Origin of the sequence: Macrococcus epidermidis, from assembly GCF_024205965.1 — a bacterium.
GTDB classification, from domain to species: domain Bacteria; phylum Bacillota; class Bacilli; order Staphylococcales; family Staphylococcaceae; genus Macrococcoides; species Macrococcoides epidermidis.
Window position 1 is genome coordinate 793,679 of record NZ_CP073819.1, and the last position, 14,697, is coordinate 808,375.

The 14,697-nt window shown below is 33.3% G+C and carries 19 protein-coding genes; 9 read left to right on the forward strand and 10 right to left on the reverse strand.

What is annotated here, in order from left to right:
* Positions 1–44: 44 nt before the first annotated feature.
* Both bioB and KFV12_RS04305 read right to left on the reverse strand, forming a co-directional pair.
* Positions 45–1,073: a biotin synthase BioB gene (bioB, locus tag KFV12_RS04300; protein ID WP_111714341.1), complete on the reverse strand. Its 1,029-nt coding sequence runs from the start codon at positions 1,071–1,073 to the stop codon at positions 45–47.
* A 220-nt stretch (positions 1,074–1,293) separates the two neighbouring features.
* The gene (locus KFV12_RS04305; RefSeq protein WP_372486722.1) at positions 1,294–1,611 is read right to left on the reverse strand and encodes a NifU family protein; all 318 of its coding nucleotides are present in this window, start codon (positions 1,609–1,611) and stop codon (positions 1,294–1,296) included.
* 24 nt (positions 1,612–1,635) lie between these two features.
* Between KFV12_RS04305 and KFV12_RS04310 the strand changes: the two genes are divergently transcribed.
* Complete coding sequence (locus KFV12_RS04310; protein WP_254257389.1) at positions 1,636–1,947, forward strand: YuzD family protein; 312 nt, start codon at positions 1,636–1,638, stop codon at positions 1,945–1,947.
* 29 nt (positions 1,948–1,976) lie between these two features.
* Here KFV12_RS04310 and KFV12_RS04315 read toward each other — a convergent pair whose 3' ends face one another.
* On the reverse strand, positions 1,977–3,041 hold the full coding sequence (locus KFV12_RS04315; RefSeq protein ID WP_111714342.1) for an NAD(P)/FAD-dependent oxidoreductase: 1,065 nt from the start codon (positions 3,039–3,041) through the stop codon (positions 1,977–1,979).
* 158 nt (positions 3,042–3,199) lie between these two features.
* On the opposite strand from KFV12_RS04315, the gene KFV12_RS04320 reads away from it, so the two are divergent.
* The 8 genes from KFV12_RS04320 to KFV12_RS04355 all read left to right on the forward strand — a co-directional run bounded on the left by KFV12_RS04320 (position 3,200) and on the right by KFV12_RS04355 (position 8,919).
* Positions 3,200–3,436 (forward strand): YuzB family protein, encoded by a 237-nt coding sequence (locus KFV12_RS04320; protein WP_099580433.1) that lies wholly within the window; start codon positions 3,200–3,202, stop codon positions 3,434–3,436.
* 13 nt (positions 3,437–3,449) lie between these two features.
* The gene (locus KFV12_RS04325) at positions 3,450–3,809 is read left to right on the forward strand and encodes a HesB/IscA family protein (RefSeq protein WP_111714343.1); all 360 of its coding nucleotides are present in this window, start codon (positions 3,450–3,452) and stop codon (positions 3,807–3,809) included.
* A 157-nt stretch (positions 3,810–3,966) separates the two neighbouring features.
* Positions 3,967–5,169 (forward strand): NAD(P)/FAD-dependent oxidoreductase, encoded by a 1,203-nt coding sequence (locus tag KFV12_RS04330; protein WP_111714344.1) that lies wholly within the window; start codon positions 3,967–3,969, stop codon positions 5,167–5,169.
* Between the two features lie 84 nt (positions 5,170–5,253).
* The gene (locus tag KFV12_RS04335; protein WP_436970157.1) at positions 5,254–5,733 is read left to right on the forward strand and encodes an NUDIX domain-containing protein; all 480 of its coding nucleotides are present in this window, start codon (positions 5,254–5,256) and stop codon (positions 5,731–5,733) included.
* A gap of 11 nt (positions 5,734–5,744) precedes the next feature.
* On the forward strand, positions 5,745–6,065 hold the full coding sequence (locus KFV12_RS04340; protein WP_099580438.1) for a YuiB family protein: 321 nt from the start codon (positions 5,745–5,747) through the stop codon (positions 6,063–6,065).
* Between the two features lie 11 nt (positions 6,066–6,076).
* Complete coding sequence (locus KFV12_RS04345; protein WP_254257390.1) at positions 6,077–7,132, forward strand: hypothetical protein; 1,056 nt, start codon at positions 6,077–6,079, stop codon at positions 7,130–7,132.
* A 55-nt stretch (positions 7,133–7,187) separates the two neighbouring features.
* Complete coding sequence (locus KFV12_RS04350; RefSeq protein WP_254257391.1) at positions 7,188–8,501, forward strand: Na+/H+ antiporter family protein; 1,314 nt, start codon at positions 7,188–7,190, stop codon at positions 8,499–8,501.
* Between the two features lie 25 nt (positions 8,502–8,526).
* Complete coding sequence (locus tag KFV12_RS04355; RefSeq protein WP_111714347.1) at positions 8,527–8,919, forward strand: PaaI family thioesterase; 393 nt, start codon at positions 8,527–8,529, stop codon at positions 8,917–8,919.
* A 46-nt stretch (positions 8,920–8,965) separates the two neighbouring features.
* Here KFV12_RS04355 and mnhG read toward each other — a convergent pair whose 3' ends face one another.
* The 7 genes from mnhG to KFV12_RS04390 are packed head-to-tail and all read right to left on the reverse strand — an operon-like array spanning position 8,966 to position 14,656.
* Positions 8,966–9,307, reverse strand: a complete 342-nt coding sequence (mnhG, locus tag KFV12_RS04360) for a monovalent cation/H(+) antiporter subunit G (protein ID WP_111714348.1) — start codon at positions 9,305–9,307, stop codon at positions 8,966–8,968.
* Entirely contained in the window at positions 9,279–9,587 is a 309-nt protein-coding gene (locus KFV12_RS04365) for a Na(+)/H(+) antiporter subunit F1 (protein WP_111714349.1), read from the reverse strand. The genes mnhG and KFV12_RS04365 overlap by 29 nt, the downstream gene beginning before the upstream one ends.
* Positions 9,584–10,063 carry a Na+/H+ antiporter subunit E gene (locus tag KFV12_RS04370; protein WP_111714350.1) on the reverse strand — a complete coding sequence of 160 codons (480 nt, stop codon included), beginning with the start codon at positions 10,061–10,063 and terminating at the stop codon, positions 9,584–9,586. Before KFV12_RS04370 ends, KFV12_RS04365 begins: the two co-directional genes overlap by 4 nt.
* The gene (locus KFV12_RS04375; protein WP_133422737.1) at positions 10,063–11,535 is read right to left on the reverse strand and encodes a Na+/H+ antiporter subunit D; all 1,473 of its coding nucleotides are present in this window, start codon (positions 11,533–11,535) and stop codon (positions 10,063–10,065) included. Before KFV12_RS04375 ends, KFV12_RS04370 begins: the two co-directional genes overlap by 1 nt.
* Complete coding sequence (locus tag KFV12_RS04380) at positions 11,528–11,869, reverse strand: Na(+)/H(+) antiporter subunit C (protein ID WP_096077027.1); 342 nt, start codon at positions 11,867–11,869, stop codon at positions 11,528–11,530. Before KFV12_RS04380 ends, KFV12_RS04375 begins: the two co-directional genes overlap by 8 nt.
* Positions 11,869–12,297 carry a Na(+)/H(+) antiporter subunit B gene (locus KFV12_RS04385; protein WP_111714352.1) on the reverse strand — a complete coding sequence of 143 codons (429 nt, stop codon included), beginning with the start codon at positions 12,295–12,297 and terminating at the stop codon, positions 11,869–11,871. Before KFV12_RS04385 ends, KFV12_RS04380 begins: the two co-directional genes overlap by 1 nt.
* A complete protein-coding gene (locus tag KFV12_RS04390; protein ID WP_254257392.1) occupies positions 12,281–14,656 on the reverse strand; it encodes a Na+/H+ antiporter subunit A in 2,376 nt (791 codons plus the stop codon). Before KFV12_RS04390 ends, KFV12_RS04385 begins: the two co-directional genes overlap by 17 nt.
* Positions 14,657–14,697: the final 41 nt, after the last annotated feature.

Sequence of the window (14,697 nt, forward strand, 5' to 3'; positions counted from 1 at the left end):
TGATCCATTATCAGGATCATTCTTTTTTAGTGATTATATTACTATTAAATTTCTATTTTTCTGTCTTTATTTTCTATTTTATCGGGAGACTGTAAAAAGGCATTTGATTCAATTTCAAAACCTAAATCTTCGATGATCTGATAATCTTCTTTGTTCGGTTGACCTTCAGTTACTAAATAATCACCAACAAAGATAGAGTTTGCAGCATACAAGGCAAGAGGCTGTAAAGAACGAAGGTTGACTTCACGGCCGCCTGAAACGCGAATTTCTTTCGTTGGATTAACAAGACGGAATAAAGATAAAATTTTTAAGCATTTATTTGGAGTCAGTTCATCTTTATCTTCAAACTTTGTTCCCTTGATTGCATGTAAGAAGTTTACCGGGATACTATCAGCATCAATTGCTTTAAGTGCAAATGCCATATCAACGATATCTTCATCTGTTTCCCCCATACCACAAATTACGCCGGAACAAGGTGAGATATTATTAGCTTTCATAATTTCAACAGTATTTACGCGATCTTCATATGTATGTGTAGAAACGACTTCTTCATGATATCGTTTACTCGTGTTGAGATTATGGTTATATCGATCTACGCCTGCAGCTTTTAATTTTTTTGCCTGCTCATCATTCGTTAATCCAAGACAAGCACAAATTTTAAGCTGTGGATGATTTGCTTTGATCGCTTCAACAGCGTTCGTAACTCGGTCTACTTCACGGTTTGTAGGCTTACGTCCACTCATAACGATGCAATAAGTACCTACTTTATTTTTAACTGCACTATCTGCCCCTTGAATAATCTTATTCTCATCGACTAAAGCGTAGGGTGTACAACCTGTTTCATTTTTATCTACTTTGATTGATTGACCACAATAGCCACAGTCCTCCGCACAGAGACCACTTTTTGCATTTAAGATCATATTAAGTTTTACCTTGTTTTGATAATAGTGATAACGTACTTGGTAAGCATCATTTAATAATGATAATAAATGATGGTCAGGTGTTTGTAGTATTTGGAGTGCTTCTTCTTTTGTTAACGTATAGCCATTAATAACACTTTCTGCATAATTCAATTTTAGTCCCCCTAATAATTAGTTAACTAAATTATATCATAGGTTTACAATAGGTGGAGATTAAATGAGTAGTAGGTCATAAAATTGATTTAAGTTATTTATTTATCAATCTCATTTATTTTGTATTAAAGATATAGCGGAATTGATAATATTATTGTCAAAATACCGCTAAAACGGTCAAAATAAAAAACCGAGACAATAGTCTCGGTTCAAATTATCATTAAAATACTTGTTCTACTTCTACTACGCCAGGTACTTCTTCAAGTAACGCGCGTTCAATACCAGCTTTTAATGTAATTGTTGATGAAGGGCAAGTACCACATGCACCTAAAAGGCGAAGTTTAACGATTCCATCTTCAACATCTACTAATTCACAATCGCCACCATCTCTTAATAAGAATGGACGTAATTTCTCTAATACTTCATTCACAGCATCAAACATTGTTTGTTGTTCAGTTGTCATTTTAACTCCTTTCGAGTAAATGTAGTGGTTTACTCTAACTTTTTTAGTATAATCAATATAGCATATAAATACGATAGTTTAAAGGGGGATGTATTATAAATGATAAATGTTATCATTTACGGCGCTGATGTTGTATGTGCAAGTTGTGTAAATGCACCGACATCTAAAGATATTTATGACTGGGTTCAACCGAATTTAGATCGAAAGTTTCCGGATTTACAATTTAACTATAACTATATCGACATTAATAAATCCGAAAACTTAACAGATCATGATGAAAATATCATTGAGCAGATTAACCACGATGAGTTATTCTATCCGTTAATTACGATGGATGATGAAATAGTGGCTGATGGATATATTCAATTACCACAGGTTACTAAATTCGTAGAAGAACATTATGTAAAATAAAACGATTAGGATGACCTAATCGTTTTATTTTATCCATTATGATATTTATATAACCATAAGACACCTGATTTCATTAATCGTGCGAGTCTTCCAGTCACTGTTTTCTCCATTAAATAAGCAAAGCCTTCTTTTTCTCCTAAAGATCCCATAAACCCTTGTAATTTTAGTTCTGGCATCACTTCAGGTAATGGTTTATCTGTCCAGATCATTTTCATAACATCGATGATTTGTTCTGCCTGAACTTCAGCAAGTTGAGCACTTGGTGCATGTGGTAAAGCTGCACAATCACCAACGACATAGACATTTGGATGCGTCGGGATTTGGTGATATTGATTTAATTTAACACGATTGCCATCACCGATTTCAACAGGTAGATTACGTACAATTTCAACAGGTTGTATACCTGCCGTCCATACACAAATATCTACTGAATAGGAAACGTCATTATTATAAAGCGTACCAGGTTCAACTTTAACGACGTTTGAATTAGGAATAACTTCTACATCGTTTTTATCGAACCATTTCTTAACATAATTACTTAATTTCTCAGGAAAAGCCGGTAAAATTCTTTCACCTCTGTCAAATAGTTGTATCTTTAAATCTTTTCTTGATTCACGTAATTCACTAGCAAGTTCGATACCGCTTAAGCCAGCACCTACAATCCCCACTGTAGAGCCAGATGGCAAGTCAGCTATCGCTTGATAAGTTTTACGTGCTTTTGTCATTGTCTGAATGCTGTATGTATATTCTTCTGCACCAGGAACGTTATGATATTTATCTTCACAGCCAAGACCTATTACTAACTCATCATAATCCACATGATTTTCACCGATAGATACAATTTGTTTCTCAAGGTCAATTTGAGTAACTTCTCCATAGACAATATTTAGACGCTTATCTTGTGGAAATTCTACACGTACATCTTTATCAGATTCTGTTCCGGCAGCTAGTGCATAAAACTCTGTCTTTAAACCATGAAATGGAATCTTATCGATTAATGTGATATTGTATTCCGCTGGTAATGTATTCGGCAGGAGTCTTTGCATAATACGCATGTTACCATAGCCCCCACCAAGTAATACTAAATTTTTCATTGTTTTAATCCCCTTCGTAAGTCAAAGTTCTATTGTTTTTCCTCAATCTAAATTATAATATAGATTACCATTAAATTATAGCGATTATATAATACTAACGATAATAAAAGTTGATATAAAATGATAAGTAAAAGTTATCATTATTAAGGAAGATGAAAATGAATCCAATTGTGGAGTTTTGTATTTCAAATTTAGCCAAAGGCAGTCAAAGTGTGTTTGATGAATTATCTAATGATCCAAATATTGATGTGTTAGACTATGGTTGTCTCACATATTGTGGGCAGTGTAATGATAGTCTTTATGCGCTTGTGAACGGGGATATCGTCACAGGTGACACACCAGAATTATTAAAACAAAATATTTACAAACATATCGAAGAAACATGGTTATTTTAAGGAGGAATTGATTATGAGTACTGTAATTTTAACAGAAGCAGCTGCATATGAAGTTAAATCAATGATGGAAAGCAATGGTTTACCGAATGGTTACTTACGAATTTCAGTAAAAGGAGGCGGATGTACTGGTTTATCATACGGTATGAGTGCAGAAGAGAATCCTAACGAAAATGATGAAGTTTTAGATTATTATGGTGTGAAAGTATTAGTTGATAAATCAGATGCGCCTATTTTAAATGGAACGACTGTAGATTTTAAACAATCATTAATGGGTGGAGGATTTGCAATTGAAAATCCAAATGCGATTGCATCTTGTGGATGTGGTAGTTCATTTAGAACAAAAGATGTCGCAGGTACACCAGAAAATTGTTAAGCCCCTTTAATTAAAAATTTACAATACACTTGTATTTATAGTGTAAAAGTCTTAATATATAAGTTGGAATATTCAAAAATAAATTTGTGACAAAAATCACATTTTATGAGTTGAAAGATTGATATATTAAAAAATTATTGAGAATGGGTGAATACAAATGGGATTTGAAAGAAAAAAAGTTGTTGTATTAGGTGGAGGATATGCAGGTCTACAAACTGTAACTAAATTACAGAAATTAGTTTCAACACAAGATTGTGATATTACACTAATCAACAAAAATGAATATCATTATGAAGCAACTTGGTTACATGAAGCTTCAGCTGGTACGCGTGAATATCAGGATTGTTTATATCCTATTGCAAGTGTTTTAAATCATTCAAAAGTAGATTTCGTCGTTGACGAAGTTACTAAAATCAATAAAGATGAAAAAACTGTAGAAACAACAAACGGTACTTACAAGTTTGATATTTTAGTTGTAGCATTAGGTTTCGAATCAGAAACATTTGGTATTGCAGGCATGAAAGAACATGCATTCCAAATTGAAAATATTAATACTGCGCGTCGTATTGCTGCGCATATTGAAGAACGTTTTGCACACTATGCAAACAGTACAGAAAAAGATGAAAAAGATTTAGCAATTTTAGTTGGTGGTGCCGGCTTTACTGGTATCGAATTATTAGGGGAATTAGTAGAAAAAGTACCTGCTTTATGTAAAGAATACAATATTGATCAATCTAAAGTGAAATTAACATGTGTTGAAGCGGCACCGAAAATGCTTCCAATGTTCTCTGAAGATTTAGTGAAATATGTTATGGATTACTTAGAAAAACGTGGTGTTGAATTTAAAATCGCTACACCTATCGTTGCTGCTAACGAAAATGGTTTTGTTGTTAAAGTTAATGAGCAGGAAGAACAATTATATGCAAACACTGTTATTTGGGCTGCGGGTGTTCGTGGTTCTAAATTAATGGAAGAATCATTTGATGGTGTTAAACGTGGTCGTATCGTAGTACGTGAAGATTTACGTATCGATGGCTATGATGATATCTTTGTAATTGGTGACTGTTCAGCAGTAATGAGCGGAGAGCGTCCTTTACCAACGACTGCTCAAATTGCTATGCAACAAGGTGAATTTACTGCTTCTGCTATCCAAAAATTATTAAATGGTGAGAAATTATCAGCATTTGCTTATGATGATAAAGGAACTGTATGTTCTTTAGGTTCTCATGATGGTGTTGGTGTTGTATTCGGTAAAGAAATTACTGGTAAAAAAGCTGCATTCATGAAAAAATTAATCGATACACGTGCTTTATTCAAAATTGGTGGCGCTGGTGTTGCATATAAAAAAGGTAAATTTTAATATTGTCTCAATATTAAATGCTTAAAAAGTGAGCGGGGCATAATGATTGCCTACCTCACTTTTTTTATAAGTAAGGAGAAGATTATGGCACGAGATAAAGTTTGGTTAGGGGTCAATGCAATAGTAATTAATGATGCAGGTGAATGGCTCTTACTTAAGAAACAATATAGCGGTATGCGTGGCATGTGGAGTACACCTGCAGGTTTTATTGATAATGGTGAAACTGCAGATCAGGCTGTAATAAGAGAATTATATGAGGAGACAGGTATTAAAGGAGAAGTTCAAGGTGTAATCGGACTAAGAAGTGGTGTTATTAATAATGAAATATCTGATAATATGATATTATTTCTTGTCAAACCGCTTACAACGGATATTACTATTCAGTTTCCAAATGATGAAATTGAAGTTGTAGCATGGAGAACACCAGAAGCAATTCTTCAGGACAAAGCTGTGTCACCGATGATTCATCATCTTTTACAGGAAAAAAGCGAAGCAATAACGCTTACAAGTACTGAGTCTCCTGGAGCACATTTTAATTATACACATTATCACTTATTTACTTAGGAGGGGCACTTTTGACAGCACTTATTCAGTTGATTATTTCAACACTTTTATTTTTTGTTTTATTTTTTGGTATCGCATTTATTTTAAATATGTTACTGAAATCAACTTGGATTATGACGGCTCTTTATCCTTTTGTTGTATTTGCAATTGTCGATAAAATTTCTACAGCGGATTATTTATTAAAACCAAAGTTCGCTTTTAATAAATTATGGACAGGCTTAACCCACCTTTTACCTGCGGATATTATTATGTTATCAGGTGGCTTGATAGGAGCAATCACTGCGGGTTTTGTTATTAGAAATTTAAGACGCAGCGGATATACAATGTTTTAAGGAGTGGGCATATGCTAAATAAACATATACAGACACACATAGACACGAGCTATGTGTGTTTTTTACCATCACAAATCAGTCAGTTAAGACCGTTACTGGAAAACCATAAAGCAATTATTGAAGCACAGTATCCTTTACGGGATAAGGCATTACCATACTTTATTTCATCGGAGAATACTCTATTTTTATTTATACCGGTCGGAAATATAAAGCATTTTAATATGCAGAAGATTATTGATCTCGTTACAGTAATTGAAAATTTATATCTTGAAAATTCAGAGTTAGTAAAACGAGCTGCTCATGTAGACATTCATCTGGCATTACTTACAAAATATTTGTCACATGAACAAGTGATGATGATACAAGCAGCGTTGTTTAACTTATTTAAAATATATATTAATGATAGCGACGCGGTAAATACGCTAACAGCAATTCCAGAAGAAGTTACAGAAAGAACGATATGTTTAATCAATGATGAAAATATTAAGATGTATGAATATATTCCCAAAAGTGCCACTACATTATTTATCGTTATAGGTCATGTCAGTTCTGTTCCTGAAACATTACTAAAAGCATTATTACCATCTTCTGTTGGTATGATCTATATTCAATACAGTGAATTGCTGCAAGAAAGTGAAGAACGCATTGCTTTCAATGGTAAGACTGTCAGAACACATCGTCAAAATTACTTTAATATATTATATGATGTGTTGTTCTATGCAAAACAATATCGTTTAAATACAGCTTGTATACAGTTAAAAAATCATGAATATGAAGTAGAACAGATAAGAAGTATGAGCCAAATTGACAAAAGACAGATAATTATAAAACATAATAATTTACAATTCATTTCGAAACTTATCCAGGAAAACTTTGAGTTTACGTATCAATTTCAGCATCAGATAGAACCTAAAGATGTTCTGGATTTAATTACCCTTGAACAATTTGGCCTTAATGTTATAAGTCCAAATGTTCTTGAAGTTGATTTAATCAATTATCCTGATAATCAACATGTTTATTCCCATATTATAAAATTAATGCATATAGCGCTTGACGAAAATAAATAATTCCTTTATCATGGTAGTACATTAGCGAACTAAAGTGTTTGGGGGTTATTTATTTATGAATGCAGTTTTAATCGCAGTACTAGTGATGGTTATATTAAGTTTATGTAGGCTTAACGTTGTGCTATCACTTTTTATAGGAGCGTTAACAGGTGGTCTTGTTTCAGGGCTGGGAATTGAAAAGACCATTAAAATATTCACTGAAGGTATAGTGGATGGAAGTGAAGTCGCATTAAGCTATGCTCTACTCGGAGGTTTTGCAGCATTAATTTCTTATAGTGGTATTACAGATTATTTTGTTGAAAAAATAATAAATAAACTTAAAGTTGAAAATAAAAAAAATACGAGAATATACACTAAAGTAATATTACTTGTTTCTTTAATTATTATTTCTTGTATGTCTCAAAATATTATTCCGGTGCATATTGCATTTATTCCGATTATCATACCACCTTTACTTAGTTTATTTAATGAGTTAAAGATAGATAGAAGATTATTAGCAGTAATCCTTTGTTTTGGATTAAACTTTCCATATGTATTGATGCCATATGGTTATGGATACATCTTCCACGGTATTATTAAAAAAGGATTCGATAAAGCAAACTATGCGATTGAATTTAGTGATATATATAAAGCGATGATTATACCTTCTATGGGATTTATTGTAGGACTCATTCTTGCCTTTATAATATTTAGAAAACCGAGAACATATCATACCGTAGCTTTAGCACCGACTGAGAATAGACCACCGCTTAGACCATATGTCATATTTATTACAATTCTTGCGATTTTAAGTACATTTATTGTGCAGACTATGACTGAATCAATGATCTTTGGTGCATTAGCAGGGATATTAATTTTCTTTGTATCATTTGCATATGAATGGAAAGCGTTAGATGAAACTTTAACAGAGGGTATTAAGATTATGGCTTACATTGGAGTGGTGATGCTTACTGCAAATGGTTTTGCGAGTCTTATGAGCGCTACTGGAGATGTAGAACGTCTAGTTCAGGATATGGTAGCATTCACTGATGGTTCAAAAGTATTAACAATAATTTTTATGTTAATCGTTGGTCTCATTGTGACACTTGGTATCGGATCTTCGTTTGCAACCATTCCAATCATTGCTGCATTATTTATTCCGTTAGGAGATTCTATTGGACTTAGCAGCATGGCGATTATAGCTATTATTGGTACTGCAGGTGCACTTGGTGATGCAGGTAGTCCGGCTAGTGACTCTACACTTGGTCCAACAGCAGGGCTTAACATGGATGGTCAGCATAACCATATTTGGGATACGTGTGTACCGACATTCTTATTGTTTAATATACCGCTCATTATTTTCGGATTTATTGCAGCAATGGTATTATAGATAAAAAGAAGTCATGGAGGATATCATGGATTCAAATTTATTATCTGTACCAAGTTTAATAACACATTTTAAGATTGAACAAGTAAGTTTTGATGGTGATTTATTAGTGATGAAAATGCCAATTACTGATGTTGTCCGTCAACCATTTGGTTACCTACATGGAGGAGCAACTGTTGCACTTTGTGAAACAGCAGCATCATATGGCTCATCGTTACTTATCGGTAAAGATGAGATTCCATTAGGTCTAGAGATTAATGCTAATCATATATCAAGCGCAAAGTCAGGCGATGTATATGCTAAAGCATTGATTATTCATCAAGGAAAATCGACTCATGTTTGGGAAATAAAAGTATATGATGACAGAGATAGATTAATTTCCACGTCACGATGTACCGTTGCAATTAAAAAGCTGAGATAAGGACGAAATCCTTATCTCAGCTTATTTATTTTAAATTTTAACCTTACTATTCTGCATTCTTAAGGTCATCTCTAACAGTTGAATTTGTATAAGCAGTACCAGAATAATAAGCACTGCGCATAATTAAATGAGCTCCAATCGGTCCCGTAGAGAATATAAATAGAATTGCGAGAATCAATGTCGGTTCAAAATGATGATCTCGACCTAAAAAGTAAAGAAATACGCCGAACATCATAAACATAACACCAAGCGTTGAAGATTTACTGGCAGCATGTGCACGAGTATACACGTCTGGTAAGCGGATTAAACCGATAGCACTTATTACTGTCAGCAATGCACCGATAATAATAAAGAACATACTAATGACGATGACGATTGTGTCGATCATATTCAACGATTTCTCCTTTCTCTATAAACTTCGCAAAAGCAGTTGTTCCTAAGAAAGCAAGTACGCCAAGTAGCATAATGATGCTTATATAATATTTAGTATTTAACAGTACAGAGAATAGAGCAATCATAGCCATGAGAGAGATACCTAAAGCATCAAGTGCAACAACTCTGTCGGCTAAAGTTGGTCCTTTAATGACACGGTATAATATACCGAGCATCGATAAAGAAACGATGATCAATGCGATAATGATGATAATATTGGTAAATTCTATTGTCATGTTAATCCAATCTCCTTTATCGCATCTTCAAAAGAATGCTTAATGCCATCTATTTCTGAATCTAAATCACTGAAGTCAATTGCATGGATATAAAGCTTGCTTTTATCATCACTCACTGCTACAACGACGGTTCCTGGTGTTAACGTAATCAGTAAAGATAATAAACTGATTTCCCAATCTTTTCTTAAATCGGTTGGATACATAAAGAATGCAGGCTGTATATCGATTTTTGGTGCAATAACGATTTTTAAAACACTGATATTTGCTTTAAATAATTCGATAATAAATATTACGATTAAACGTAGCACTTTTAAGAATGGAATGAGATAAAACCCACCAGGTAAAAATGGTCTCATGATATATATCCCTATGAGTCCGAATAAATAACCTAGTAACATATTACCGAAAGATACAGAACCAGTTAAGATACACCATAGTATGACTAGTCCTGTATGTATAATCATTTGAATCGCCATTATTTCACCCCTAATGCTTTGACATAAGTTTCTGGTGAATGAATTGATAATGCAGCTTTTTCAATGACAGGATATAGCGCGTCACTCATAACCCCGAATAATACTGCGAGAACTGTCATCAATACTGCCGCAAACATCATCTTGTTGATTGCAGGTTTTATGTATTTTTCACCAGTACCATAGAAAACTTGTAAAAAGATATTGATCACTGAATATAATACGACTAAACTACTGATTAATACGATGATAGCAGTCATCACATATCCTTCATTCATCGCTGCTTTTACGATAAAGTATTTTCCGTAGAAACCACTTAATGGTGGAATACCTGCAAGGGATAAGGCTGCAATAAAATACGTAAAGCCAAGCAGCGGATAATCTTTTATAAGACCACCAATCTTTCTAATGTCTGTTTCATTCGTAACTTTCATAATGATACCGATAAGCATAAATAAACTCGCTTTAATAATCATGTCATGAATTAAGTAATAAATGCCGCCAATTGTAGCTTCTTTTGTAAAAATTGCAAGTCCCACGATAATCACGCCCACAGCTATCATAATATTATAGATGATAATTTTCTTCATATCACGATAAGCAAGTGCTCCGATACAACCAAATATAATTGTGAGAAGTGCTAATATAAGGAGTATGTTGTGCACGAATTCTCCAGACTGACTGAAGAATAAACTGTACGTTCTGTATAATGCATAAACACCGACTTTAGTAAGTAATGCGCCGAATAAAGCAAGAATTGGTATTGGTGGAGCGTAATAAGCGCCAGGTAACCAGAAGTATAAAGGAAACATTCCTGCTTTTGTAGCAAATACAAAAATAAATAGTATCGCACAGATTACAATGATATTTTGGTTTTCAAGACTATCAATTCTGCTGCTCATATCAGCCATGTTTAATGAGCCGATAACTGAATACAGCATACCGATTGCGAGTACAAAAAATGCTGAACTCGTAACATTTACAAGGATATATTTTATACTTTCCTGTAATTGTATCTTCGTTCCTCCGATAATCATCAATACATATGAACTAATTAAGAATACCTCAAAGAATACGAATAAGTTAAAGATATCTCCAGTTGTAAATGCACCATTTAAACCAGTTAGCATAAACATTACGGAAGTATAATAGTAGTAGGTTTCACGATCGATACCAATAGATTGATATGAATAATAGATCATAATCAACGTAATTAATGTTGTTGTTAGCACTAAAAGTGCAGATAACATATCAGAAACGAGCACAATACTATATGGTACTTTCCAGTTACCGAGTTCTAAATATATTGTGCCGTGTTTAAAGACCTGTATAAACTGATAAAGTGCAACAAAAAATGTTATTAAAGTACCAAAAAAAGCTACCATTCTTTTAATAATAGGTTGTTTTCCGATAAAAATTAATATTATTGCGGTTATTGCAGGAATAATAATAGGGAATACAATTAAATTACTCATCTTCAGGTACCCCCTTATAATCAGATACATTGTCAGTACCTAATTCTTTATAACTTCTAAAAGCTAGTACTAAGAAAAATGCAGTAACAGCGAAACTAATTACAATTGCTGTTAATATTAAAGCTTGTGGAATTGGATCTGTATAAAAATGCTGATCCTCTTCATAGATGGGTGATGCACCTTTTTTTAAGCCACCACTCGTAAGTAATATTAAATTGACTGCATGAGAAATGATAGATGATCCGATAATAATTCTGAGCAAACTTTTAGAGAGAATCAAATATACTCCACAAGTAACAAGTATGCCACTTAATATAATGATTAATATTTCCATTATTCATTCTCTCCAATCGTTAATATTATCGTTAAAGTCGTTCCAATTACGGCAAGCATTACTCCAGTGTCAAATAATACTGCAGTATGAAGATGTAGTTCACCCAGGAGCGGTAAATGCAGGTCGCCAAACGTATGTGTGAAAAACGGCTTGCCTTGTAGAATACTGATTAACGGTGTACCATAGCAAAACATTAAACCGATAGCGATGACCTTTTTAAAATCAATAGGAATAATCTGTTGTAAAGTTTTAATATCATACGCGATTAAAATAATAAGAAGAGCAGATGATATGAGTAGTCCTCCTACAAATCCTCCGCCTGGTGTGTAATGACCACCCATAAATATGGCAAAGGCAAAAGTGATAATAATAAAGAAGACAACAAGTGTACAAAACTGTAAAATAACATCATTATTTTGCTTTTTCATTATTATCACCTCTGTTCTGTCTTAATCGAATTAATGTATAGATACCTATACCAGCTATTCCTAGTACACTTGATTCGAATAATGTATCAAATCCACGGAAATCTACTAAAATTACGTTGACCATATTTTTTCCTGCAGCAAGTTCATATACATTTTTAATATAGTATTCTGCAATGGATGGATAAAATTTGTTACTATATGCTGCTAATGCAATGATTGTGACACAAATACCAGAAAGTAATGCAATTACAAAATTCGAAATTTTAAATCTTGAACTTTCTTCATGGCGATACTGACGTGGCAGATGATAGAAACACATTAAGAATAATGCGGTTGAAATTGTTTCGATTGCTAATTGTGTTAACGCTAAGTCTGGTGCATCGAAGAATACGAATAATAAAGCAATTGAATAACCGATAGCACTGAGCATGATAATACTAAATAAACGTGATTTTGATTTTAAGATCATAACAATCGCAATTAATATGATGCCAACGAGAATCAACTCATATGGCTGGATTGAACCGAGCGACTCAAAATTAATATGAATCGGATTATTAATAAATACATAGATCGTCATGATGATAAGCGTAAGCAGTATTGCAGACATACTAAAACGAATTGTTCTTAACACTAAAAACTGATTAATCATCTTACTTTTCTTTTGTGATTGTGCAAGTAACATATCATAACCTCTATTCAGGCTGAATTGAGCAGGCAAGATAGTATATATTTTTTCCCAATATTTAAATGTAGCAACAAGTAGTGCACCAAAAATAATGATAGCTAATGTAATAAATAGTGGTGCATTAAATCCATGAAAATGATGAATATGCTCTATATGAACAGATTGATTTAATATACTGTTTGTTGCAGCGCTCAGTAATGGTAAAAACATATTTGGAACAAGTGAGATCACAACCATGATGCTAATTAATACTATAGGTGAAGCGAGTAATAACTTTGGAGCTTCGTGTGGCGCTTTCTCAGTTGAATTATCTTTAGGGGAGCCAAAGAATATATCGATGATTAACTTTATACAGTATATAAAAGTAAACATACTTCCTATAAACATGAGTATTAATGCAATACTTGAAAGTATTGGTTGGCCTGAGAAACTACTATTTACTGCATTTAATACAGATGTAATAAACATTTCTTTACTTAAGAAGCCATTAAAAGGTGGAACACCTGCCATACTTAATAAGCCAAGCACTGCAATTGTAAACGTTACAGGCATTAATGTGAGTAATCCATTAAGCTTACGGATATCACGTGATCCTGCTTCATGGTCGATAATACCGACTGCCATAAATAGCGCACCCTTAAATGAAGCATGATTTAAAATGTGGAACACACTAGCCGTAACTGCAATAATGAAAAGTTCATTATGATTATTTTTTAGTGCAAATGAGCCAAATCCAAGTAAAGACATAATGAGTCCCAGCTGACTGATTGTACTGAATGCAAGAATTCCTTTTAGATCTTTCTGATTAACAGCTTTCATCGATGCAAAACACATTGTGAATAAGCCGATAAAGATTAAGCTGTTTGTCCACATATTACTGACTGCAAAAATAGGAGTAAATCTTGCTACAAGATAAATACCGGCTTTAACCATTGTCGCTGAATGGAGATATGCACTGACAGGTGTTGGTGCTTCCATAGCATCTGGTAACCATATATGAAATGGAAACTGAGCTGATTTAGTAAATGCTGCTAATAAGATTAATACGATAGCTAACGGAAATAATTTGTGATGCTGAATTATATTTGCGTTTTGAATCATTGCATCTACTGAAGTCGTGTGCGTAATACTTACTAAGATGGCAATAGCACCAAGTAACATTAAACCACCAAAGACGGTGATTAACATCGATTTCAAAGCTCCTTGAATTGATTTTTCTTTAAAATACCAGAATGATATCAATAAGAAACTTGAAATACTTGTTAGTTCCCAGAACATATAAAGCGCTAAAATATTATCACTTAGTACAACACCAAACATTGCACCCATAAATAACAATAAATATGTATAGAACTTTCCAAGTTCCTCTCTTTTACTAAGATATGAAATAGAATAGAATACTACGAGCATACCTATCACAGAAATAAGTAGAGCAAAAAGTAAACTAATGCCATCTATTTTAAAGTTTAAATTTAATCCTACACGTGACATCCAGTTATTTTTTTCAAATAATGTCTGGCCTAATGAAGATAATTTGCTCATAAAGAATATTGAAGCAATTACAGGAATGGGTAGTACAAACCAACCCGTAAGAATAGTACGAAGTTGTTTCTGTAGAATAATTGGAAATAACGCTGCTATAAATGGCAGCAATACTATCCATAAAGTCATCTTAAAACCTCCTTTAATATTTTATTATACAAGAAAAATAC

Coding starts and splice junctions, on each gene's coding strand:
- KFV12_RS04335 (WP_436970157.1), top strand. CDS start 5,254: ATGGCACGAGATAAAGTTTGGTTAGGGGTCAATGCAATAGTAATTAAT.
- KFV12_RS04365 (WP_111714349.1), bottom strand. CDS start 9,587: ATGACAATAGAATTTACCAATATTATCATCATTATCGCATTGATCATC.
- KFV12_RS04370 (WP_111714350.1), bottom strand. CDS start 10,063: ATGGCGATTCAAATGATTATACATACAGGACTAGTCATACTATGGTGT.
- KFV12_RS04375 (WP_133422737.1), bottom strand. CDS start 11,535: ATGAGTAATTTAATTGTATTCCCTATTATTATTCCTGCAATAACCGCA.
- KFV12_RS04350 (WP_254257391.1), top strand. CDS start 7,188: ATGAATGCAGTTTTAATCGCAGTACTAGTGATGGTTATATTAAGTTTA.
- KFV12_RS04380 (WP_096077027.1), bottom strand. CDS start 11,869: ATGGAAATATTAATCATTATATTAAGTGGCATACTTGTTACTTGTGGA.
- KFV12_RS04315 (WP_111714342.1), bottom strand. CDS start 3,041: ATGAAAAATTTAGTATTACTTGGTGGGGGCTATGGTAACATGCGTATT.
- mnhG (WP_111714348.1), bottom strand. CDS start 9,307: ATGATCGACACAATCGTCATCGTCATTAGTATGTTCTTTATTATTATC.
- KFV12_RS04310 (WP_254257389.1), top strand. CDS start 1,636: ATGATAAATGTTATCATTTACGGCGCTGATGTTGTATGTGCAAGTTGT.
- KFV12_RS04355 (WP_111714347.1), top strand. CDS start 8,527: ATGGATTCAAATTTATTATCTGTACCAAGTTTAATAACACATTTTAAG.
- KFV12_RS04390 (WP_254257392.1), bottom strand. CDS start 14,656: ATGACTTTATGGATAGTATTGCTGCCATTTATAGCAGCGTTATTTCCA.
- KFV12_RS04385 (WP_111714352.1), bottom strand. CDS start 12,297: ATGAAAAAGCAAAATAATGATGTTATTTTACAGTTTTGTACACTTGTT.
- KFV12_RS04330 (WP_111714344.1), top strand. CDS start 3,967: ATGGGATTTGAAAGAAAAAAAGTTGTTGTATTAGGTGGAGGATATGCA.
- KFV12_RS04320 (WP_099580433.1), top strand. CDS start 3,200: ATGAATCCAATTGTGGAGTTTTGTATTTCAAATTTAGCCAAAGGCAGT.
- KFV12_RS04345 (WP_254257390.1), top strand. CDS start 6,077: ATGCTAAATAAACATATACAGACACACATAGACACGAGCTATGTGTGT.
- KFV12_RS04325 (WP_111714343.1), top strand. CDS start 3,450: ATGAGTACTGTAATTTTAACAGAAGCAGCTGCATATGAAGTTAAATCA.